This is a genomic window from Flavobacterium sp. FG139, from assembly GCF_057809695.1.
This window is the reverse complement of record NZ_JBMDKL010000004.1, coordinates 184,385-206,796: the sequence shown is the minus strand read 5'-3', so window position 1 is coordinate 206,796 and position 22,412 is coordinate 184,385. Positions and strand designations below refer to the sequence as shown.

The window sequence follows — 22,412 nt, the reverse complement described above, 5'->3', positions numbered from 1 at the left end:
CTTTATTGTTATAAAATCATCTCATGGTAGGGAACAACTACTTCAAAACCTCGTTCCTTAAAGTAATCGGTTGGGTTTTTTTTGGAAATAGCTAAAACAAAATCACCGCCCCAAGCTCCTAAGCTTTTAATGACGCCGTCAAAGTCTTCGAAAAGGGCTTCCTGAACGGTTTGTAGTTCGAGTACGTTGCTCATTTCTATTTCGTGTTGTTGTAGTGCGGTAGCAAACTCTTTGGGTTCAGTGGCGTTTACCACGGTTTGTGTTATTTTAGTAATGGTTTTTATGGTTTTGCCGATGTCGCCTTGCTTGTCGAGGTAGGCGGCTATGGCCGATTTGCTGCTTTGCTTGCGGTTGAGGTATACAAAGAATATATTTTTAGTAAAATCGGGATGGAAGGTAATGTTCTCTATTGTGGGTTTGTCGTTGATTAATTGGTAGATGATAGCAGTGTCGTTTTGGGCACAGGCTAGGTCGTAACCGCTGCCACCAAAACTTTTTTTAAGAAGTTCGTAGGCATCTATTTCTAACCATTGAGCCACGTTGTTGATTAGGGTAGAAGAAGTGCCTAAACCCCATAATTTGGGGAAGGTGAGTTGGGTAGTAATGTTATAGCCTTTGCCTTGGATAATGAAATTGGAATTGAGCTTGTAGGCTTCGTGTAGAATTTCAATTAAGGTATTTTTGATGTTATGGGTCACATCGTAGTTTTTCTTTTCTATGATGGAGGAAAACGGTATGGTTTCGTCAAACCAAATACTTCCGTCATAATCGTGGCTTTTCCAGTGGATGATGTTGTTGTTAGCTTCTTCGATGATGAGGTTTTGGCCAAACTTGGTAGGTAATGCTAGTGCTTTGGCGCCATCAAGTACTACATATTCGCCTGTGATGAGTAGTTTTCCGTTGCTGTAGAAGGTTTTTTTCATGATGCAGATTTGGTTCTTATAGTTGGCTGTCTAGCCCCGATTGTAGCGGTATCTTTTTGCCTGATAAGGCATAAAAATATAGCGGAAAGCGGGTATATGGATGGCAAAAATGCCCGTACATTCGCTACTGATTCTTTCTTAAGTTTTCGATTAGTTGTACTGCTGAGGCATGGGTTACGGTGTTGTTTTCAAAATGTTTGGTGATGGCTGTTCGCTCTTGTGGTGTGGCTTGGAATTGGTTGAGTATGTTGTTGAGGTGCATTTTCATATGACCTTCTTGGATGCCGGTGGTGGTTAGGGAACGCAAGGCGGCAAAGTTTTGGGCCAAACCGGTTACGGCTACGAGTTGCATGAGTTGGTGTGCCGATGGTTTTCCGAGAATTTCGAGGGCCATTTTTACCAATGGATGTAGGGTAGTGAGGCCTCCTACGGTGCCCAGGGCTAATGGAATTTCTAACCAAAAAGTAAAAATGCCGTTTTCAATTTTGGCATGCGAAAGGCTGGAGTAGCGTCCGTTTCTAGAGGCGTAGGCATGGACGCCTGCTTCTACGGCACGGAAGTCGTTTCCGGTGGCAAGCACTACAGCGTCGATTCCGTTCATGATGCCTTTGTTGTGGGTTACGGCTCTAAACGGTTCGATTTCGGCTATGTTGACAGCTTGCACAAATTTCTCGGCAAACTCTTGTGGATTTTCTATTTTCTTCTCGGCGAGGTCTGCTATTGGGCAGGACACTTCGGCACGAACAATGCAATTAGGAACGTAATTAGAAAGGATGCTCATGATGACTTGAATGTTCTTTTCGTCATTGGTGAAAGCATCGTATTGCGCCGCTTCTTGGGTGAGTGTTTTGGCAATTTGTTCTAGACACGAATTGATGAAATTGGCTCCCATGCTGTCTTTGGTTTCAAAGGTTACATGCAATTGGAAGTAATTGTTGAGCTCGTTGGTTTTGTTGCGCAATTCTATATCTAGAATACCGCCGCCTCGTTTTTGCATGTTTTTAGTGATGCTTTCGGTTGCGGTATAGCATTTGGGTTTAAGTGAGTTGAAGAAGGCTTCTAGTTTTTGAACATCGCCTTGGTAAATGAAATGCACTTGCCCAATTTTTTCGGAGTTTAGAACGGTGGCTTTGAATCCGCCACGTGTGCTCCAGTATTTGGCCGATTTGGCTGCTGCGGCTACTACCGAACTTTCTTCGATAACCATAGGAATGGTGTGGTAGGTACCGTTAACCAAAAAGTTGGGAGCTATGCCCATCGGTAGGTAGAAGTTGGTAATGGTGTTTTCTATAAATTCGTCGTGAAGTTGTTGCAGTTGTACGTCGCTGTTCCAGTATTGTTTTAGGGTAGCGATGGCTTGGGCTGGATTGGTGAAATATTGGTCGGCAATCCAGTTGATTTTTTCTTCTTTAGTTAATTTAGAAAATCCAGATACGGCGTTGTTCATAGTTATTAGCTTATTGAAATGCAAAGATAAAGTTTATGATTTATAATTGTAAGTTTTGAATGGAGATTGTATAGGGAAAGGCAATGCCGTTTAGATCGAAATGTAAGATTTAGGTTTTTAGCCGTAGTGCCTTTGTTTTATTGTGTAGCTAGCTGTGGTGGATTTTACTCAGTGGTCTCTTTTTTTGTGTTACAAAGCATGTTAAACACTCGAAGTAAACCCGACTTTGAATAATGATTGTATAATATTTAAAAAAAACTAAGTAATTTGTAACCCAATTAATTGATGAATTTATGAAACAACTCTTTATTAATTTGCCAGTACAGGATATTGAGGCATCGATGCACTTTTATACTCAATTGGGTTTTACGATTAATCCGTTGTTTACTTTTGACAATCAGAAATGCATGGTTTGGAGTGACCAAATTTATGTGATGTTGCAAACGCTTGAGATGTTTACTTCAGGCAATAAAAAGAAATTGGCAGATGCTAAGGTTAACTCGATAGCAACATTTACATTACCCGTAGAAAGTTTGGAAAAGCTCAATGAAATAGTTGATAATGGTTTAAAAGCAGGTGGAACAGAGCCAACGACAACCCTTGACGAAGGCTTTATGCAAATACGGAATATTGAAGATTTAGACGGCCATCAATGGGGAATCATCTACTTGGATATTGACAAGTTTAAAGAAATGACTGGTAAGGAATAAATGGATTTGACTTTGAGAGGTTCAGTCACCGATTTTGACAGGCAGTAAAGGAGTGCTTCTCGATACATTTCATAAAAGCTGATCGCATTTTATGAAACACTCGAAGTGACGGAGCTTCTCGATACATTTTTTTATTTCGTTGCACAGCACAAAAAAACACTCGAAGTGATGTTGAAATGGGCTTCTGTTTTTAATGAGGTAAACTTTAAAAATTGTATTTAACACAAAAAACTGCCGTTATTTGCAAATTTTTCACTAAAATTGGAGTCGTTTTATAATCAATCAAAAAAATGAAGTCAATTAAACTTATTGCAGTATTTCTTTTAACCGGAATTTCGGTGGTAGCCCAACAAAAAATAACGGTTGAAGATATTTATACAGGAAGCTTTCGTGCCAAAGGAATGGACGAATTGCAAGCGCTAAAAAGCACCAATCAATACACGGTTCTGAATTCTGACAGAGCTACAAGATCGCAACAAATCGACTTGTACGATTATGCAACCCTAACCAAAGTAGCGACATTAATCGATTCTAAAAACAATAAAGAATTGGCAGATGGTATTGATAGCTACACCTTTAGTAATGATGAAAAATTGATCTTAATTGCCAGCAATAGCAATTCGATTTACCGCCATTCGTTTACTGCAGATTATTATTTGTATAACATTGCGACCAAAGAAATGGGCAAGTTGTTTGATCAAGTGCAAGAGCCTACTTTTTCTCCTGACGGAACTAAAATTGCGTATGCTAAAGCCAATAATTTATTTATTTATGATTTAGTGTCAAGAAAAACAACACAAATCACAACTGATGGTAAGAGAAATGCCATCATTAACGGTATTACGGATTGGGTATATGAAGAAGAATTTGCTTTTGTAAGAGCATTTGATTGGAGTGCCGACAGCAAAAAGTTGGCGTATATTCGTTTTGATGAAAGCGAAGTTCCTGAGTTTTCCATGAATATTTATAAAAAAGATTTGTATCCAACGGTAGAAACGTTCAAGTATCCGAAAGCCGGTGAGAAAAATGCGGTGGTTTCTTTGTTTGTTTATGATGTTGCAACGGCTGCTGCCAAGGATATTACTCTCGGAAATTATTCTGATTTTTATATTGCTAGAATGAAATGGACGAACGATGCGAATGTGTTGTGTGCACAAGTGTTGAATCGTCATCAAGATAATTTGGATTTGATTTTTGTAGATGGAACTACTGGTGTTGCTAAGGTGATTATGAATGAGAAAGACAACGCTTATGTAGACGTTACCGACAACTTAACTTTTTTGAAAGACAACAGCTTTATTTGGACTTCAGAGAAAGACGGTTACAATCATATTTATTTGTTTGACAAAACCGGAAAGTTGAAAAACCAAGTAACCAAAGGCAATTGGGAAGTAACATCTTATTATGGTTTTGATGAGAAAACAAAAACGGTGTACTATCAATCGACTGAAAATGGTTCTATTGTAAGAGATGTTTATAAAATCAGTTTGGATGGTAAAAAGAAGGTGAAATTGTCACAACAAGTGGGAACGAATAGCGCAACTTTTAGTCCGAATTTCGAATACTTTATCAATACCTACTCTTCTGCAACCGTGGCTCCAACCTATACATTGAATGCTTCTAAAGATGGAAAACAGGTTAAAGCTATTGTAGACAATCTTGCTTTGACAGACAAATTGAAAAAATACAATTTGCCGACTAAAGAATTCTTCGAACTGACTACCGAAAAAGGCAACAAATTGAATGCATGGATGATTAAACCAAAAGATTTTGATGCCACTAAAAAATATCCTGTTTTTATGTACCAATATTCGGGTCCGGGTTCGCAACAAGTAGCTAACGATTGGTTAGACACTAACGATTATTGGTTTATGATGTTGTCGCAACAAGGCTATATTACGGTTTGTGTAGACGGTAGAGGAACCGGTTTTAAAGGAGCCGCATTTAAAAAATGTACGCAAAAAGAATTAGGAAAATATGAAGTAGAAGATCAAATAGATGCCGCTCGAGTACTTGGAAATTATTCGTACGTAGATAAAACTAGAATTGGTATATTTGGCTGGTCGTTTGGTGGATTTATGGCGAGTAACTGTATCTTAAAAGGAGCCGATGTGTTTAAAATGGCTATTGCGGTTGCACCAGTTACCAATTGGAGATTTTATGACAGTATTTACACCGAGCGTTATATGCAAACACCGCAGGAAAATGCGAATGGTTATGATTTGAATTCGCCAATAAACTTTGCTGATAAATTGAAAGGAAATTTCCTTTTAGTTCACGGAACGGCTGATGACAATGTGCATTTTCAAAATTCGATGCAATTTATTGAAGCTTTAGTACAAGCCAATAAACAATTTGATTGGGCAGTATATCCAGATAAAAACCACGGTATTTTTGGGGGTAAAACCCGTATTCAGTTGTTTACTAAAATGACCAATTTCATAAAAGAAAAACTATAATAAACAAACTATAATTAAATTAGACTACTATGAGTGAAACTAAAGTAAATACAGGACATCCAAAAGGACTTTGGGTATTGTTCGGAACCGAAATGTGGGAACGATTTAACTTCTATGGGATGCGAGCATTGTTGGCTCTTTTCATGGTTAATTCTTTGAAATATCTTGAATCCGATTCCGCTATTTTTTACGGTGGGTTTTTAGCTTTATGCTATCTAACACCAATGTTAGGAGGTTTTGTTTCAGATAGATTTTTAGGAAACAGAAATTGTATTTTACTTGGAGGATTGTTAATGGGTATTGGCCAATTATTTTTGTTCTTTAGTGCAACCGCTTTTAGTACTAATTTAGATCTTGCTAAAACCATGATGTGGTTGGGATTGTTTATTATTATTTTTGGGAATGGATTCTTCAAGCCTAATATTTCTTCAATGGTAGGAAGTCTATATCCAAAACAAGAGAAATCTAAATTGGATACAGCGTTTACCATTTTCTATATGGGTATCAATTTAGGTGCTTTCTTAGGACAATTTATTTGCCCAATTATTGGAGATGTTAAAGTAAACGGTGTTCAAGATCCATTCGCATTCAAATGGGGATTCCTAGCTGCTTCTGGAGCTATGTTTATGGGTACTTTAGTATTCTTTTTCTTGAAAAATAAATATGTAGTAACTCCAGAAGGAAGACCTATTGGAGGATTGCCAAAGCACAATACTTCTGAAGATTTTGAAGAAGGAGAAGCGCAAAAAGCTGATTTTAAATCTTCTTCAATCTACTTAGCACTGGGTGTTTTTGTGGCTATGTTTTTTGTATTTAGATATTTACTTGTAGGTGAATTCGGTATCACTAATTTTGATATGGGTACACTTGTAAAGGGACTTATCTATCCTTTTATTTATGGTGCTGGAATTGCATTGGCAACTTTAATCGTATCGGATACTTCAATTACTAAAGTTGAAAAAGATAGAATTTTTGTAATTTATATTGTATCATTCTTCATTATTTTCTTCTGGGCTGCTTTTGAACAAGCTGGTTCATCGTTAACTTTTATTGCATCTAATCAAACAGATAGACATTTTTTCGGATGGGAAATGCCAGCTTCTATGGTGCAAATTTTTAATGGATTGTTTGTTGTGATTATGGCTGTTCCGTTTAGTATTCTTTGGGACAAATTGAGAGCTTCTGGTAAAGAACCAGTTTCTCCTTTAAAACAAGCTATAGGACTTTTCTTAATTGCAATAAGTTATTTTATTATTGCACACAATGTAAAAGATTTAGGGTCAAGCGGAATGTTGGCTGTTAAATGGTTGATTTTATTATACTTAATTCAAACTGCTGGTGAATTGTGTTTGTCTCCAATTGGACTTTCATTGGTGAGTAAATTAGCGCCTAAACGTTTCTCATCTTTATTATACGGAGTTTTCTTTATAGCTAATGCCGCTGGTTATGCCTTAGCTGGAACTTTGGGAGCAATTATGCCTGCAACCGGAGATAAATTTATTGCTGCTGAAAAGCAAAATATCGATTTGCAATCAATTTTAGATAATAAAAAAGTTGCTGATGGTCAACAATTATACGCTTTAGCTCAATTGCAAATTGCTAAAATTGATAAAGAGAAATCAGAATTATATAAACTAAATGTAGACAAAAGAATCAAAAAAATTGCTGAACTTAAAAGTCAAAAAGATTTAGCAGAAAAAAACAAAGTGCCTTTTGTTAATAATTTCAAAGCTCAAGATACTACTTTCACTAAAGCGGAATTTGATTTGATTAAAGATAAAAAAGTAATTTCTGTTGAATATCCAAAATTTGCGAGTTTTACAATTAAAAACTTATACGAATTCTTCATGGTATTTGTGGTTCTATGCGGAATTGCAGGAACAATATTAGCGTTGATTTCTCCCAAGTTGAAAAAAATGATGCACGGAGTTAATTAATCTATTTAAAATATTTTTATACCTTTCAAACCTGCAAGAAATCCTTGCAGGTTTGCCTTTTATATAAAACACAATGGAACAAAATCAAACGTTAGAACAAATTCAAAATTTTAAAGGCAAATACCCAAAACAACTGTGGTACTTGTTTTTCAGTGAAATGTGGGAACGCTTTAGTTTTTATGGTATGCGCGGTATGTTGTACTATTTTATGGTACACCAATTATTCATGAAAGATGACTTGGCTAATTTGCAATATGGCGCCACTCAAGCTTGGGTTTATGCCTTTACTTTTATCGGAGGACTATTTGCAGATAAAATTTTCGGGTTTAGAAAATCGCTTTTTTGGGGTGGTTTATTGATGATTTTGGGCAGTTTTATTCTGGCTTTTGATCCTAAACAATACTTTTTTTTAGGCGTAAGTTTTACAATTGTAGGCACTGGATTTTTCAAACCTAATATTTCGTCAATGGTAGGAAAATTATATAATGATAATGATAACAGACGAGATGCTGGTTTCTCGTTATTTTATGCAGGAGTCAATTTAGGAGCGCTTATTGGTGGCTACATATGTATTGCAGTTGGAAAAGGAGAAATGTTTGCTCGATGGATTCCAGAAAATTTGCGATGGAATTTTGCTTTTGGTTTTGCCGCTGTAGTGATGATTATTAGTTTGTTGACCTTTACTCAAACTCAAAAAAGTTTAGGGGAAATAGGTTTGTCACCTTTAATGCATCTGGAAAAAGGTAAGAGAAAATTCTATGAAATAGTTACGTATGTTGGGTCAATTTTAATCATTCCAATAATTATTGTAATGGTTTCAAATACTAAATACACCGACTATTTTATGTATGCCATTGGGCCAATTGCCATCTTATATTTAGTTTATGAAATGAGAAATTTCTCATTAGCTCAAAATAAAAAGTTAATTGCAGCATTAATATTTATGTTGTTTTCAATTGTTTTTTGGGCTTTTTTTGAACAAAGTGGCGGTTCGTTAAGTGCTTTTGCAGCAGATAATTTAAATACGACTGTTCTGGGCATTCATTTAGACCCAAATGGAGTTAATAATTCGGCAAATTCGTTGTTTGTCATCATATTTGCAGCATTAGTGGGCATGGTTTGGTTGTGGATGGCAGCCCGAAAAATAGAACCAAATACGATGATAAAATTTGGTTTATCGTTTTTATTTCTAGCGCTCGGATTTTATGTGTTTTATTATACCAAGTTTTTTGCAGATGCATCTGGAAAAACTTCTCTAGATTTATTTACCTTCGGATGGTTTGTGATTACGTTTGGAGAATTGTGTTTGTCACCTATTGGAATGAGCGCTATGACCAAACTTTCACCACAAAAAACACAGGCAGTCATCATGGGTATGTGGTTTTTGGCAAGTTCTTATGGTCAATATTTTGCAGGTTTACTTGGAGCCAATATTGCAAAAGCTTCTGAACATGCATCCAATGCAGATAAATTAATCGTATATGCAGATGGGTATAAGTTATTAGCTATTTATGCACTAATCGCTGGTGTAATTTTAATAGTAATTTCACCATTAATTAAAAAACTAATGCAGGAAGTAAAGTAACTGACAATTTTAGTTTCTGATTTTATATATATTTGTAAAAAATAAAAAAGATGAAAAAAATAATTTTAATTTTATTGTTGGTTGTCTCAGGGATGACAGCAAAAGCGCAAGAAGGATTAACTTGGTATACCGATTTAAATAAAGCTGTTGAAGCTTCACGTCAAGAGCAAAAACCTTTGTTTTTGTTTTTTACGGGTAGCGATTGGTGTGGTTGGTGCATACGTTTACAAAATGAAGTTTTTAAAACTCCAGAGTTTATCGCTTGGGCAAAAGATCACGCAATTTTAGTAGAGCTTGATTTTCCAAGAAGAACACCGCAATCGGATGAAATTAAATTGCAAAACAATCAAATGCAACAAATGTTTCGAGTGCAAGGGTATCCAACGGTATGGTTTGTAAAGCCAACAGTTGCCGATGGAAAAACAAATTTTGAACAGTTAGGCAGCACAGGTTATGTCGCTGGTGGTCCTGCTAAATGGTTGGAAGGCGCGAATTCCATTATTGCAAAATATGTCCCAGACCCAAAGCCAGAACCGGTTAAAAAAGCAAAAAAGAAAAAAGCGAAGAAAAAATAATCGTACTTACAATTTATAAAATCCCTTTTCTGCAGTGTCATGAAAAGGGATTTTTTCTTTAACACAAGTAGCTTTCCAGGTTTTAATATAGCTTTTAAAGTTGGAGGCATCAGCTACAATTTGTTCGGGTTTATGGGTTTTAAAAATACGCTCCAAGTTTATTTTTGGCGAATTGGTAAGGATGACAACATCAGGTTTTGCTTCCTGAGGATAGGTTGCCGAATTATCCAACAACAATATCTTTTTACCTTTAAAATAATAGGTATTAGTCAAGTCTTTTTTCTTGTTTACGCGGCAAAAGTTTGCCACTAAATACGATTTTAAAGCCAAATTATCGCTGGCAGTTTTCAAGATGCTGTCATTGCTGAATAGCGTTACGTTGTTGCCCAGTCTTTCTGTGATAATCGTGTTTTTCTTTTTACTAAAAACTATAAATTCAATTTTGTTTTGATTGGAATAATTGGCTTCAAAAGTCACTAATTGCAATAGTATTATCGTACATGAACTAAGAACTAATTTTTTATAAGTAGGTTTTTTTATCCAAATTATCCAACTAAAAATGAGCAGATAACAACTCCACATCATATAAGAATTAAAGGAGATATCTTTTAAAATAAAATTCTCAAACGATGCTATCCAAGCAATAGTTTTATTCAATAACCCAATGCTCCATTCTAACAAATTTAATAAGGGCATCCACACAAAATCGAATGCAGCCATTACCATAACGATAACTCCCAATCCGAGAATTAACGACATTCCTGGAAGTATAACCAAATTGGTTACAAAAAACAATCCAGGAAACTGATGAAAATAGTAAATACTCAAGGGCAGTGTTCCAATTTGGGCCGCAAAAGAAACCGTGATGATGTCCCAAAAATAGGCGGTGATTTTATATTTTGGTTTCCAAATAGCACTAAGTAGTGGCTGTAGCCATACGATAAAGAACAAGGCTATGTAACTCAATTGAAAACCAATCTCGAATAGAAATGATGGTTGGAACAGCAAAATAAGAAAAGCTGAAACGGCTAAGGTATTGTAAATGTTAATGCTTCTGCGCAAGTGCATTCCAATTGCTACAAACGAAAACATGGTAACAGAACGCACCACAGATGGTGCTAAACCAGCCAAGATTCCGAAAGCCCATAAAGATAATATTACAATGATAAGTTTTATTAATAAGGCACTTTTAGTGTTAGGAAAAGGCTTTAACAGAAAAGTGATAAAGAGTAAAATAAAGCCAACGTGCAATCCAGAAACAGACAACACATGCACAGCACCAGCGTATTGATAATCGCGAACTATTTCGGGTGAAATATCTTGTTGTTGCCCTAAAATCAGCGCTACAACAACACTCAACTCCGATTTGCTAAAGTGATTTTTTTCTAAATTTTGTATGATTTTATTTCGCAATCTACTCGCGTAATAAAAAATATTTTTGTCAATATTTGGATTTATTTTGATGTCATTGGCATCGGCATACAACTGAGCATAAATTTGTTGGTTTTCCAAATAACTACCATAATCAAATTGATTTGGGTTGTTTGGTGCTCTGTTTTTATACAATGAACCAAACACTTTAAGATGCGAGCCAATTTCGATAGTAGGTTTGGCAGTTTCTTTTCTAATATTTAGGATAATTTTTCCGTAGCTACTTTTTCCGTTCAATTGGATCATGTTGACTACATATCGATCGTTGTTTCCTGTGTTTTTGAGTTTTTCTTTAACTACAACTTCCGACGTATACTCAGCTTTATTAGCGGTTAAATGATGGATATAATGATTGGAATCTAACGTTTGATTACTGTTTGTCAAAGTAAAAATTCCAAGAAAAAAGGAAGTAGTTAACGCTAAAAAATCAAAGCTAAAACTCAATTTTATTTTAGAAATAAAGTAAGAAATTACTAAAAGAGAAAGACCAATCATAAGGCCAATTAAGGTCCATAGAAAAGGAGGATTTGTATGATGGGCAACAAAAATGCCCAATACAAAACAACCCGTAATTTTAATTAAAGGAAATTGTAATACTTTCATTATCATAAAAGTATTAAAAAAGAAACGTCCTACAAAATTATTTTTTTTGTTTGGCAGCTGTACTAAATCCAAAAGGAACATAAAGCGGACAAAAACTCACAAAACTGGTAACAGCGAAAACTGCTGCTATTACCAAGAAAACAATTCCTAGGGTTCCAGAAAGGATGCCCATAAAATATAAAACAACAATTATTGCGGCAACCATTAACCGAATCAACTTGTCGGCACTACCCATATTTTTTTTCATAATTGATAGCATTAAATTACTAATTACCATCAAAGGTAGGAGGTAATAATTGTATTTGAAGTAACAAAAGTTACATAAATCATTCAATTATTCTATTGGCTTGCGCAAATGATTTCCCGTAGTAGGGTTCTTTGGTTGAAGAAATAATTACACCCAATTGTGAGGAAGAATGTATGAACTTAATTTCATCGTCATTAACGTCAACGACTAATCCAACATGATTAATTTCGCTTTTTCCGTTGGTTTTAAAAAAGATTAAATCGCCTTTTCGAATGTCATTTTTACTGATAACCCGACCGGTTTTCGACATGTCAATCGATTTTCTTGGAAGTGAAATGTCAATTTTTTTGAAACTCATAAAAACCAATCCAGAACAATCAAATCCTTTTTTGTCGATGCCACCTGCTTTGTAAGGACTTCCAAGATTTTCACTAGCTTCTTCAATGACTTGTTTTGCTTGTCGGCTTACTTCTTTTGAACTGGTTTCTTTTTTGGAGGTTCGTATGGTTGATGTCGATTTACACGAGATCAACAACATCGAAATCAGTGCCGTGCAAAAAATGTATTTTAAAAATCTCACAGAATATCGCTTATAATTAATTTTGCTGTTTTTTCACTGGCGCCCATTCCGCCAAGTTTTTGTTCCAACTCCTCGTATTTTTTCAATAATGATTTTCGATGGTTTTGGTCTAAAATCTTAGTTAATTCAGCTTTTATTCGTTTCGGATTGCATTCGTTTTGAATCAACTCGGTTACTACTTCTTCGTCCATTATTAAATTGACTAACGAAATGTATTTTAGCGTGATGATGCGTTTGGCTATTTGATAGGAAACCCAACTTCCTTTATAACATACCACTTCGGGAACTTTAAATAGTGCCGTTTCTAGAGTTGCTGTTCCAGATGTAACCAAAGCCGCATGAGCATTTGATAATAAATCGTAGGTTTTGTTGGCTACAAATTTGATGTTTTTTCCTTTTAAAAAGGTTTCGTAAAAAGCGTATTCCTGACTTGGTGCGCCTGCAATTACAAATTGATACTCAGAAAAATCATCCACAACACTCAGCATTAAGGTCAGCATTTTAGAAATTTCTTGCTTGCGACTGCCTGGAAGTATTGCAATGATTGGTTTTTCGTCAAGATTATTTTCAGTTCTAAAAGAAACCGAATTGGAGGTGGTTCTATTGTGAATGGCATCGATTAATGGATGACCCACAAATTCCACTGGAAAATGATGTTTCTTTTCGTAAAAATCTTTTTCAAATGGCAAGATGACATACAATTTGTCAAAATCTCGTTTGATGTCTTTTATTCGACTTTCTTTCCATGCCCAAATTTGAGGTGAAATGTAATAATGCGTTTTAATACCCCTCTCTTTGGCCCATTTTGCAATACGCATATTAAATCCGGGATAATCAATAAAAATGATTACGTCTGGATGGAATTTTTCAATATCGGCTTTACAAAATTTAATGTTATTTAAAATCGTTTTCAAATTCAAAACTACTTCCGCAAATCCCATAAAAGCAAGTTCACGGTAATGTTTGACTAAAGTTCCACCAGCTTGTTGCATTAAATCGCCACCCCAAAAACGAATATCCGCATTAGCATCTTCTTGATACAACGCCTTCATCAAATTGGAACCGTGTAAATCTCCAGACGCTTCGCCGGCTATGATGTAATACTTCATATTAAATAAATAGTGTTAGTATTGCTAATGTAATGGTTGCCAGCACAACGCCGCGTGCCATTACTTCTTTGTTTTTTTTTAATAAAATGAAGAAGATAATTACGTTTAGAATGGCTCCCAACGTAATAACTTTTCCCAAAAGGCCTTCTGCTTTAATGTATTGTAGATCGGAAAAAGACCGGAACTTGGTCAAGGCCAATACGATACTAATAACTCCCAAAAATGCGGCTATAATTCCAATACAAAACCCAATTAGTACATCTGTTTTCTTCATTTTTTAGATCTAAAATTAAAATTCCCAGGTATTCAATGTTTGAATAGCGTGATGTGCTGTCAAATCGTAATGAACTGGCACAATGGAAATGTAATGATGTGCCAGTGCCCATTCGTCAGTGTCTTCGCCTTTGTCTAAGTTCACAAATTCTCCAGTAAGCCAATAGTATTCTTTGCCGAAAGGCGTAACGCGTTTGTCAAATTTTTCTTGCCACATGGCTTTGGCTTGGCGGCATATTTTTATTCCTTTGATGTCTTCGGTTTTTAATTTTGGAAAATTGACATTCAGAATCGTTCCATCAGGCAAACCATTTTCTAAAACTTGTAACGCAATTGTTTTGATAAACGGTTTGATGGGTTCAAAATCGGCATTCCAATTGTAGTCTAGTAACGAAAATCCGATGGCGGGTATGCCTTCAATTCCGGCTTCAACAGCAGCACTCATCGTACCCGAATAAATTACATTTATAGAAGAATTCGATCCATGATTTACGCCAGAAACACACAAATCGGGTTTTTGTTTTAGGATTTCGTTCACAGCCATTTTCACACAATCTACTGGTGTTCCCGAGCAACTGTATTCGGTAATAGGTGCGTTATCTGCGGAAATTTTATTCAAATGTAAGGTATTGTTGATGGTAATGGCATGTCCCATGGCACTCTGCGGACTGTCGGGTGCCACAACCACTACATCACCTATTTCACTCATAACTGCAATTAAAGCACGTATACCAGGTGCCGATATTCCGTCGTCATTGGTAATAAGAATTAAAGGTTTTTTAGACATGTGTAGCTTTGGATTAGTGTAACAAAAGTAATTATTTTGCGACTTATTCCGATACAATTTTTATAACTTTGAAACCGAACGATGGTTTTAACAAAAAATTATGCGCAACACCATTTTAATGGCATAGTTTTTTATGTATTTTAGACAAAAAATTAATGAATGCAATTCTTCAATTTATGAAAAGAAATTATAAAATAATACTAGTTGTAGTAGCACTTTCTGTTGGTTTGTGGAGTTTTATGCCAAAATCTAAAGGAAGTGATCCTGAAAAAGACAAGCTTCTGCTTGAACTTCTAACGTATGTTATAGAGAAAGGACATTACAATCCAGCGGCTATAGATGATGCTTTTTCAAAAGGGATTTATAAAGATTATGTGACGGCATTAGATCCATCAAAACGATTCTTTTTACAATCGGATATCGATGAGTTTTCCAAATATGAAACACAAATAGACGATCAAATTAAAAATAAAGACCTTACCTTTTTTGACTTGACCTATGCTCGTTTGATGAAACGCATGGACGAATGTAAAAATTATTATAAAGTAGCTCTAGAAAATCCAATTGACTACTCGGTTAATGAAGAAATCAATACCGATTATGAAAAAGCACCTTATTGTAAAAATGTAGCTGAGTTAAAGGAACGTTGGAGAAAACAAGTAAAGTTATCGACTTTAGCTTCTTTGGTGGAAAAACAAAAAATTCAGGACGATATTGTTAAAAATAAGAATAAAACGCCAGAAGAAAAATTAAAAGAGTTTAGAGCGAAACAAGGCGATAAATTAACGAAAGAGGCAGAAGATAAATTCAAAGAGAGTTTAAATAAAGCAGACAATTTTCAAATAAAACCTTACGATCAACTTGAAAAAGAAACTCGTGAAAGCACGCTTAAATCGTTAGATGACAATTTTGCTTTTATCAGTAAAGAACTAGATCGAGAAGATTGGTTTTCGGTTTATGTAAATGCCATTGCTTCGCGTTTTGATCCGCATACTTCGTATTTCGCTCCTGATGAAAAAGAGCGTTTTGATGTGAGTATGAGCGGTAAATTAGAAGGAATTGGCGCTAGACTTCAAAAGAAAAATGATTACACCGAAATTACAGAATTGATTTCGGGTGGTCCAGCTTGGAGAGAAAAAGAATTGGAATCGGGTGATATTGTATTGAAAGTAGCACAAGGCGATAAAGACCCAGTGGATGTGGTTGGAATGCGCTTGGACGATGTAGTTAAGAAGATTAAAGGACCAAAAGGAACTGAAGTTCGTTTAACCGTTAAAAAAACAGATGGTTCTATCAAAGTAATTTCGATCATCAGAGATGAGGTTGAAATTGAAGAAACCTATGCTAAATCAAGTATTGTTGAGAAAAATGGCGTGAAATACGGCATTATTTATTTGCCAAAATTCTATATCGATTTTGAAAACAAAGACAGTAGAGATGCTGGTAAAGACGTAGCTATTGAAGTAGAGCGTTTGAAAAAAGAAGGTGTTCAGGGCATCATCATGGACGTGAGGGATAATGGTGGAGGTTCGTTGAAAACAGTGGTTGATATCGGAGGTTTGTTTATCGAACAAGGTCCAATAGTACAAGTAAAATCATCTGCAGGCAGAAAAGAAGTACTAACTGATAAAGATCCAAAAGTGGAGTGGGATGGTCCATTGGTGATTATGACCAATGAATTCTCGGCTTCGGCTTCAGAGATTTTAGCAGCGGCAATGCAAGATTACAAACGTGCGGTTATCATTGGAAGCAAACAGACGTATGGTAAAGGAACTGTTCAAAATGTAATCGATTTGAATCAGTTTGTGAGAGGAAATACTTTAGGTGATTTGGGTGCTTTGAAAACAACTACTCAAAAATTTTATAGAATTAATGGTGGTTCTACGCAGTTGGAAGGTGTTAAAAGTGATATTGTGATGCCTGATAGTTATGCTTATCTAAAAATGGGTGAAAAAGATGTAGACAATGCTATGCCTTGGGATAAAATTGATGCTGCGGATTATAAGTTGTGGGACAAACAACAAAATTTTGATTTGGCCATTGCAAATAGCAGAAAACGAATTGAAAATAACTCTCAAATGAAATTGATTGATGAAAATGCAAAATGGCGTCAAGAACGAAATGAAGAGAATGTGTACAGTCTTCAAATTGACAAATTTAAACAAGAGCAAAAGCAATTAGAGGATACTAACAAAAAATACAAATCGATTGCAGATTATAGTAATACTTTAAAATTCAAATCGCTGGCGTATGAAGAAGATCAAATGAAAAAAGATGTTACGCTTAAAGAAAAACGTGACAGATGGCACGAAAGTTTGTCTAAAGATATTTATGTTGAAGAAGCCATTCATGTATTGGATGATTTACAAAATGGTGCTCCCAAAAAAGAATTAAGTACCAAACTGAAAAAAGAAAAAGCAATTAAATCATAAATAAAAAAGGCTCCAAATATTGGAGCCTTTTTTATTAGTTTAATTTTTTCAATTTCTTTTGCGCTTTTTCTAAGTCTTCTTGCGCTTCTTTTATTTTTAGTTGTTGTTTAGTAATATCAACATTTCCTTTTTCAATCTCTACAGGTGAAAGCTTTCCTTTAGATTTGGCTTTTTCAAATTTAGCCTGCATCTTCTCTAAATTCTTGGTTTCTTTTTCAATTTTATTTTGATATTTTTCTACATCTTCTTGAGCATTTTTAATTCGTTTTTGTTCTTTTTCAAACTTCTTTTGTTCTTTTTCAAGTTTGTTTTGCTCTTTTTCAACTCTTTTGGCATCTTTCTCTGCTTGTTCTATTTTCTCAGCAGCCGCTTCTTGTTGTTTTAACGCCTGCTTTTGCTGTTTTAATTGCTGTTCTAAAAGTTCTTTTTCATTAGACTTTTGTTGTTCCAAATCGATTGCTGGAGTTTTTGAAGAATCTTTTACAATAGTTTCCTGAGCGTAATAATTGTGAAAACTAAAAAGTAGGATTGTCGACAGGATTATTTTCATTTTCATGATTGTTGATTTTAGGGTTATTATTATTAAATAAAGAAATTTTAATGAACTATAAAATTAACTAAAAATCAACTAGAAATAAAGAACTTTATTGTCTAATTTTTTCTACAGTATTTTCTTAATGTAGTTTGAATGAAGGATTACCACTCATTTACTTTGTTGGCATCCATTTTTAGGAAGATAAAAAGCAATATAGTAAAGCCCCAAAGTCCGGACCCTCCATAAGAAAAGAAGGGTAGTGGTACGCCAATAGTAGGAAAGACGCCAACAACCATGGCGATATTTACAAAGAAGTGAATGAACAAAATACCAGCAGCACAATAACCATAAACCCTACTGAACTTAGTTTTTTGCCGTTCGGCTAAATACACAATTCTTAAAATTAAAGCTACAAATAGACCAATTACAAATACAGAGCCTAAAAACCCCCATTCTTCACCAACGGTAGTAAAAATGTAATCGGTATGTTGTTCGGGAACGAATCCACCTTTAGTTTGCGTCCCTTCCAAGTATCCTTTCCCAAACCAGCCACCAGAACCAATAGCTATTTCCGATTGATTGGTGTTGTATCCGATGCCTTTCATATCAACTTCTTTTCCCAAAAGAATATTGAATCGATCTCTGTGATGTTGCTTAAAAACGTTGTTGAAGACATAATTTACCGAGAAGGAAAATCCTGAAATAATGATCAGCATAATCAAACTAGCAATGATGTTTCGGTCCACTAGTCGACTTCTAAAGTAATTGATAACAAGTACTATTGCGGTCAATCCAATTACGATAAATGGATTATTGGTTGCCAAAGTCAATACAAATAAAATGATTGCGATGAAACCTGTCATCAGGTACCAGCCTGGTAAACCTTCTCTAAAAAGCACCACAAAGAAAATACTGTATATTAAAGCACTTCCTGGATCGGGTTGTGGTAGAATAAGCATTACAGGAAGAAAAATTACTATAAGGGCTTGTATTTGACGATTCACATCTTTCAAATTTACTTGCACATCACTCAAGTATTTTGAGATGGCTAAGGCGGTGGCTGCTTTTGCAAATTCTGAAGGTTGTAGTGTAAAACTCCCAAATCCGTACCAACAGCGTTGGCCTGCTATTGTTTTTCCAAAAATGAATAGTCCTGCCAATGATAGTAGTGATATGGCAAAGATGATTATGGAATATTTTTCGTAGAATTTTGCTTCCACTGAAACCACAATAAAGATGATCGGAATTGTTAGTAAGATGAATAGAAATTGTTTCCCATAGATTTGCGTAAAATCAAAAATTGAGGATTCTCCGGTTACAGTTGATAATGACGAAGAATAAATGTTCAACCAACCCATTACGACCAACGTAATGTATATGGCAACACTTATCCAGTCAATATTGCTTGTTATACTTTGATTTCTCATTTTTTGGCTACTATTGTTTTTTAATAGTGTCTTTTTTTACTTCTTTTTTGGGTTTGGTACCATTTATAGAATCTTTACGGTTCTTCACTTTTGCCAAACTATCTTTGAGTTTGTTGTTAATGATTGAGATGCTATCTTGGTGTTTTTTTGGGTACAATTTACTATACTGATCTTTCAAACTGCCTTCCAGCATTCGTTTTTCAAAATCGACACGGGTAATTTTACGTTTTAAATATTTTTCAATCATTAACGTTGTAATTGGACCAGCCCATCGTTTACCCCAATATCCATTTTCAACAAATACAGCAATGGCAATTTTGGGATTGTCTTTTGGAGCGAATGCCACAAAAATTGAGTGATCTTGAAGCTTTACACGTTTTCCGTTTACTTTCAAATAGTTTTCGGCGGTACCTGTTTTTCCACAGATGTCAATTCCAGCAACTCCAAGTCCAAAGGCAGTACCTTTATTGTATACATCAAACATTCCGCTGATAACGGGTTCAAAATATTTTCGATCAATTGTTGTAACGTGTTTGGTTCTAAATTTTTTATCTAAAACTTCACCTTTAATTTTTTTAACGATATGAGGTGTATAATAATAACCTCGATTGGCAACGGTTGCCATTAAGTTAGCTAACTGAATGGGGGTCATCAACACCTCTCCTTGTCCAATTGCATTGGATACAATAGTTTTTCCATCCCAATTCCAACCAGGATAAATCTTTTTATAGGTTTTTGAAGTAGGAATCTTTCCTCTTTTTCCAATTGGTAGATCATAGCCCATAAAATCACCTAAGCCAAAACTTTTTAGGTGATTACTCCATTTATCTACAGCATAGGAATGGTTGTTGTATTTGTTGATGGTTTTAATGTATACATTACCAAAATAGGTGTTACACGATTCATAAATACCATTATGCAATTGCATTGGACCACCATGACAGTGACATTTCATAAATCGTCCTCTGGCATAACTAAAACCATGATGACAAACAAATGTGGTGTTTTCGTCGATAACACCTTCTTGAAGCGCTACTAATGCGGTTAAGATTTTAAACGGAGAGCCTGGAGGATATTCTGCTAAAAGGCCTCTGTCGTATAACGGTTTTGCAATAGAATCGTTGTGTAAAAGGGTGTAATTTTTCGATCTTTTTCTCCCAACAAGCAAGGCTGGATTGTAGTCTGGTGCACTTACAAGTGCTAAAATTTCTCCTGTTTTAGGCTCAATAGCAACAATTCCACCCCATTTGTTGACCATTAATTCTTCTCCATATTTTTGAAGTTCACTGTCAATCGTTAAGGTTAAATCATCACCTTGTTTTGATAAAGTATCGTATTTTCCTTCTTTATAGGAGCCTATTTCACGATTAAATTTATCTTTTAAAATGTATTTAACCCCTTTCTGACCTCTTAAAAAAGTTTCGTAACTCTCTTCAATTCCTTGTCGACCAATTAAATCTCCACCCACATAATAAGGGTTTTTCTTTACAATTTTTTCGTTTACTTGCGTAATGAATCCAAAAACATTGGCACCATAGTCAACTTGGTAATCTCTCAACGAACGTTTTTGAATGTAGAAACCACTAAATTTTCTAATTTTTTCTTGAAATGCTGCATATTCTACTTTGTTTAATTGAGGAAGAAAAACAGAAGGTAGCATCGGACTGTAAACTTTTGCTTTTTTCATTTTTTCATTGAAAAACTCCTCAGATATATCTAGTAATGAGCAAAATTCGGCAACATTCATTTCTTTTTCTTTAACATCTTTTGGGATTACCATAATGTCATAAGAAGGCTGATTGGCGATTAAAAGTTTACCATATCGATCATAAACGTAACCTCTTTCAGGGTAGTCATATTTAATTTTGATGGCGTTGTTTTCCGACTTTAATTTGAAGGAATCATCTATAATTTGTAAATAAAAGAGACGTATCAACAACAAAGATGCTGTGATAATAACAATAGCTGGGAGCAATGCTTTTCTCATCGTTTACTTGGCTTGATTAAGTAAATTATTAAGATACAAATTATAATAGTAAAAAGAGTACTGACAATGGTTCTTAAAATGATATCCCACAGGAATTCAAAGGTAAATACTTCTAAAACAAATAGTGATAAATGATGAATAATTACCGCTAAAAGGATGAAAGAAAATCGTTCTGGAGTTAATACGTCGTTCAATCGAACCGTTTGATATTCGTAGCTTAGTCCAAACGAAAATTTGAACAGTGAGGGTCTAAAGTAGGCCAGCATCAAACAAGCTGCGGCATGAACACCTCCTGAATTGCAAAACAAATCCATGGTCAATCCTAAAAAAAAGCTGGCTGCCAACAATCCGTATTTATTGCCGTTTACAGGGTAAAGGATGATGAATAAAATGTAGGGAAACGGATTTATATATCCCAAAAAATTAAAATTATTGAAAATAATCACTTGTGCTGCAAGCAGCAAAATGAATCGGGCGATATTATATAACATGGCACTATTCATTCTTTTGGTTCTTTTTTTCTAAATTTAAAATTTCGTCTCTATCCTTATTTTTAATGATGTAAACATGGCCTAAACTAGTCATGTCATTAAATAATTTTACATCAATAGTGTAAAAATTCGTTTGGTTGTCGATGTAAATTTTGTCTATTGTTCCAATGCCAATATTTTCTGGAAAAATCGTAGATTGTGCTCCGGTCACAATGGTATCACCTTTTCGAACTGAGGCTAATCTAGGAACGTCAACCAACTGAACAAAGCCAGTGTTTTTGCCATTCCAAGTTAATGATCCAATATGGTTGGATTTTTTAATTTTAGCATTAATAGGTGATTCGGTATTAAGAATACTCAAAACCGTACAATAATTGGCTGAAGTATTTTCAACAACGCCCACAATTCCCAAACTATTAATAACGCCCATTTCGGGTTTAACGCCTTGCTTGTAACCAGTATTAAGTGTTAAAAAGTTTACTTGATTGCTATAAGAGTTCTTGATAACTTTAGAAATGATAATATCAATTTTCTTAACGCCTTTGATAGAATCTAAATTCGGAACTTTAGTGGTGTCTTTGATATTGAACAACAAACTTTTTAAACGCGCATTTTCTTTAGCGAGTTCTTCGTTTTGTATTTTTAAATTAAAATAACCCTCGACATTGCTCGTCATTTGATAGACGCCACCAGTAAAGAAATTAGCAGAACTAATGATTTTGCTTTTGTGGTACGAATGCGACTGAACGGTTAGCAATAAGGCTATTACCATAAGCAGCAAAAACAGCATACGATAGCTGTTTTTAAATATAAAATTAAATATTTGCTGCATCTTTTAAGTGTTCAGTGTTCGAAGAAATCAGTGTTCAGTATT

General features: G+C 35.0%; 19 protein-coding genes. 6 read left to right on the top strand and 13 right to left on the bottom strand.

Annotated features, from left to right (window positions below; genetic code table 11):
• Positions 1–8: 8 nt before the first annotated feature.
• A complete protein-coding gene (locus ACODSI_RS05195; protein WP_488915788.1) occupies positions 9–923 on the bottom strand; it encodes a GYDIA family GHMP kinase in 915 nt (304 codons plus the stop codon).
• 124 nt (positions 924–1,047) lie between these two features.
• Positions 1,048–2,370, bottom strand: a complete 1,323-nt coding sequence (locus ACODSI_RS05190; RefSeq protein WP_488915787.1) for a hydroxymethylglutaryl-CoA reductase, degradative — start codon at positions 2,368–2,370, stop codon at positions 1,048–1,050.
• A 293-nt stretch (positions 2,371–2,663) separates the two neighbouring features.
• On the opposite strand from ACODSI_RS05190, the gene ACODSI_RS05185 reads away from it, so the two are divergent.
• The 5 genes from ACODSI_RS05185 (at position 2,664) to ACODSI_RS05165 (ending at position 9,636) form a co-directional block, all read left to right on the top strand.
• A complete protein-coding gene (locus tag ACODSI_RS05185; RefSeq protein ID WP_488915786.1) occupies positions 2,664–3,080 on the top strand; it encodes a VOC family protein in 417 nt (138 codons plus the stop codon).
• 290 nt (positions 3,081–3,370) lie between these two features.
• Positions 3,371–5,539: a S9 family peptidase gene (locus tag ACODSI_RS05180; protein WP_488915785.1), complete on the top strand. Its 2,169-nt coding sequence runs from the start codon at positions 3,371–3,373 to the stop codon at positions 5,537–5,539.
• A gap of 29 nt (positions 5,540–5,568) precedes the next feature.
• On the top strand, positions 5,569–7,476 hold the full coding sequence (locus ACODSI_RS05175) for a peptide MFS transporter (RefSeq protein WP_488915784.1): 1,908 nt from the start codon (positions 5,569–5,571) through the stop codon (positions 7,474–7,476).
• 73 nt (positions 7,477–7,549) lie between these two features.
• On the top strand, positions 7,550–9,061 hold the full coding sequence (locus ACODSI_RS05170; protein ID WP_488915783.1) for a peptide MFS transporter: 1,512 nt from the start codon (positions 7,550–7,552) through the stop codon (positions 9,059–9,061).
• Between the two features lie 50 nt (positions 9,062–9,111).
• A complete protein-coding gene (locus ACODSI_RS05165; RefSeq protein WP_488915782.1) occupies positions 9,112–9,636 on the top strand; it encodes a thioredoxin family protein in 525 nt (174 codons plus the stop codon).
• A 6-nt stretch (positions 9,637–9,642) separates the two neighbouring features.
• On the opposite strand, the gene ACODSI_RS05160 is transcribed toward ACODSI_RS05165, so the two are convergent.
• The 6 genes from ACODSI_RS05160 to surE form a co-directional block, all read right to left on the bottom strand.
• Complete coding sequence (locus ACODSI_RS05160) at positions 9,643–11,670, bottom strand: ComEC/Rec2 family competence protein (RefSeq protein ID WP_488915781.1); 2,028 nt, start codon at positions 11,668–11,670, stop codon at positions 9,643–9,645.
• 37 nt (positions 11,671–11,707) lie between these two features.
• Complete coding sequence (locus ACODSI_RS05155; protein ID WP_488915780.1) at positions 11,708–11,917, bottom strand: YgaP family membrane protein; 210 nt, start codon at positions 11,915–11,917, stop codon at positions 11,708–11,710.
• Between the two features lie 79 nt (positions 11,918–11,996).
• Complete coding sequence (locus tag ACODSI_RS05150) at positions 11,997–12,497, bottom strand: C40 family peptidase (RefSeq protein ID WP_488915779.1); 501 nt, start codon at positions 12,495–12,497, stop codon at positions 11,997–11,999.
• Positions 12,494–13,606 carry a lipid-A-disaccharide synthase gene (lpxB, locus tag ACODSI_RS05145; protein ID WP_488915778.1) on the bottom strand — a complete coding sequence of 371 codons (1,113 nt, stop codon included), beginning with the start codon at positions 13,604–13,606 and terminating at the stop codon, positions 12,494–12,496. The genes ACODSI_RS05150 and lpxB overlap by 4 nt, the downstream gene beginning before the upstream one ends.
• 1 nt (position 13,607) lies before the next feature.
• Positions 13,608–13,880 (bottom strand): hypothetical protein, encoded by a 273-nt coding sequence (locus tag ACODSI_RS05140; RefSeq protein ID WP_488915777.1) that lies wholly within the window; start codon positions 13,878–13,880, stop codon positions 13,608–13,610.
• Between the two features lie 15 nt (positions 13,881–13,895).
• Entirely contained in the window at positions 13,896–14,666 is a 771-nt protein-coding gene (gene surE / locus ACODSI_RS05135) for a 5'/3'-nucleotidase SurE (RefSeq protein ID WP_488915776.1), read from the bottom strand.
• A 155-nt stretch (positions 14,667–14,821) separates the two neighbouring features.
• On the opposite strand from surE, the gene ACODSI_RS05130 reads away from it, so the two are divergent.
• Entirely contained in the window at positions 14,822–17,098 is a 2,277-nt protein-coding gene (locus ACODSI_RS05130; protein WP_488915775.1) for a carboxy terminal-processing peptidase, read from the top strand.
• 34 nt (positions 17,099–17,132) lie between these two features.
• On the opposite strand, the gene ACODSI_RS05125 is transcribed toward ACODSI_RS05130, so the two are convergent.
• The 5 genes from ACODSI_RS05125 to mreC form a co-directional block, all read right to left on the bottom strand.
• Positions 17,133–17,648 carry a hypothetical protein gene (locus ACODSI_RS05125; protein WP_488915774.1) on the bottom strand — a complete coding sequence of 172 codons (516 nt, stop codon included), beginning with the start codon at positions 17,646–17,648 and terminating at the stop codon, positions 17,133–17,135.
• 146 nt (positions 17,649–17,794) lie between these two features.
• Positions 17,795–19,060 (bottom strand): rod shape-determining protein RodA, encoded by a 1,266-nt coding sequence (gene rodA / locus ACODSI_RS05120; protein WP_488915773.1) that lies wholly within the window; start codon positions 19,058–19,060, stop codon positions 17,795–17,797.
• 10 nt (positions 19,061–19,070) lie between these two features.
• On the bottom strand, positions 19,071–21,047 hold the full coding sequence (gene mrdA / locus ACODSI_RS05115; RefSeq protein ID WP_488915772.1) for a penicillin-binding protein 2: 1,977 nt from the start codon (positions 21,045–21,047) through the stop codon (positions 19,071–19,073).
• Positions 21,044–21,550, bottom strand: a complete 507-nt coding sequence (locus ACODSI_RS05110; RefSeq protein ID WP_488915771.1) for a rod shape-determining protein MreD — start codon at positions 21,548–21,550, stop codon at positions 21,044–21,046. The genes mrdA and ACODSI_RS05110 overlap by 4 nt, the downstream gene beginning before the upstream one ends.
• On the bottom strand, positions 21,543–22,370 hold the full coding sequence (gene mreC / locus ACODSI_RS05105) for a rod shape-determining protein MreC (protein WP_488915770.1): 828 nt from the start codon (positions 22,368–22,370) through the stop codon (positions 21,543–21,545). The genes ACODSI_RS05110 and mreC overlap by 8 nt, the downstream gene beginning before the upstream one ends.
• Positions 22,371–22,412: the final 42 nt, after the last annotated feature.

Bases quoted from the DNA above. Each gene is read 5' to 3' on its own strand.
- ACODSI_RS05180 (WP_488915785.1), top strand. From the start codon at position 3,371: ATGAAGTCAATTAAACTTATTGCAGTATTTCTTTTAACCGGAATTTCG.
- ACODSI_RS05185 (WP_488915786.1), top strand. From the start codon at position 2,664: ATGAAACAACTCTTTATTAATTTGCCAGTACAGGATATTGAGGCATCG.
- lpxB (WP_488915778.1), bottom strand. From the start codon at position 13,606: ATGAAGTATTACATCATAGCCGGCGAAGCGTCTGGAGATTTACACGGT.
- ACODSI_RS05165 (WP_488915782.1), top strand. From the start codon at position 9,112: ATGAAAAAAATAATTTTAATTTTATTGTTGGTTGTCTCAGGGATGACA.
- ACODSI_RS05130 (WP_488915775.1), top strand. From the start codon at position 14,822: ATGAATGCAATTCTTCAATTTATGAAAAGAAATTATAAAATAATACTA.
- ACODSI_RS05190 (WP_488915787.1), bottom strand. From the start codon at position 2,370: ATGAACAACGCCGTATCTGGATTTTCTAAATTAACTAAAGAAGAAAAA.
- ACODSI_RS05175 (WP_488915784.1), top strand. From the start codon at position 5,569: ATGAGTGAAACTAAAGTAAATACAGGACATCCAAAAGGACTTTGGGTA.
- ACODSI_RS05140 (WP_488915777.1), bottom strand. From the start codon at position 13,880: ATGAAGAAAACAGATGTACTAATTGGGTTTTGTATTGGAATTATAGCC.
- rodA (WP_488915773.1), bottom strand. From the start codon at position 19,060: ATGAGAAATCAAAGTATAACAAGCAATATTGACTGGATAAGTGTTGCC.
- ACODSI_RS05125 (WP_488915774.1), bottom strand. From the start codon at position 17,648: ATGAAAATAATCCTGTCGACAATCCTACTTTTTAGTTTTCACAATTAT.
- mreC (WP_488915770.1), bottom strand. From the start codon at position 22,370: ATGCAGCAAATATTTAATTTTATATTTAAAAACAGCTATCGTATGCTG.
- ACODSI_RS05170 (WP_488915783.1), top strand. From the start codon at position 7,550: ATGGAACAAAATCAAACGTTAGAACAAATTCAAAATTTTAAAGGCAAA.
- ACODSI_RS05110 (WP_488915771.1), bottom strand. From the start codon at position 21,550: ATGAATAGTGCCATGTTATATAATATCGCCCGATTCATTTTGCTGCTT.
- ACODSI_RS05195 (WP_488915788.1), bottom strand. From the start codon at position 923: ATGAAAAAAACCTTCTACAGCAACGGAAAACTACTCATCACAGGCGAA.
- ACODSI_RS05155 (WP_488915780.1), bottom strand. From the start codon at position 11,917: ATGAAAAAAAATATGGGTAGTGCCGACAAGTTGATTCGGTTAATGGTT.
- ACODSI_RS05160 (WP_488915781.1), bottom strand. From the start codon at position 11,670: ATGAAAGTATTACAATTTCCTTTAATTAAAATTACGGGTTGTTTTGTA.
- surE (WP_488915776.1), bottom strand. From the start codon at position 14,666: ATGTCTAAAAAACCTTTAATTCTTATTACCAATGACGACGGAATATCG.
- mrdA (WP_488915772.1), bottom strand. From the start codon at position 21,047: ATGAGAAAAGCATTGCTCCCAGCTATTGTTATTATCACAGCATCTTTG.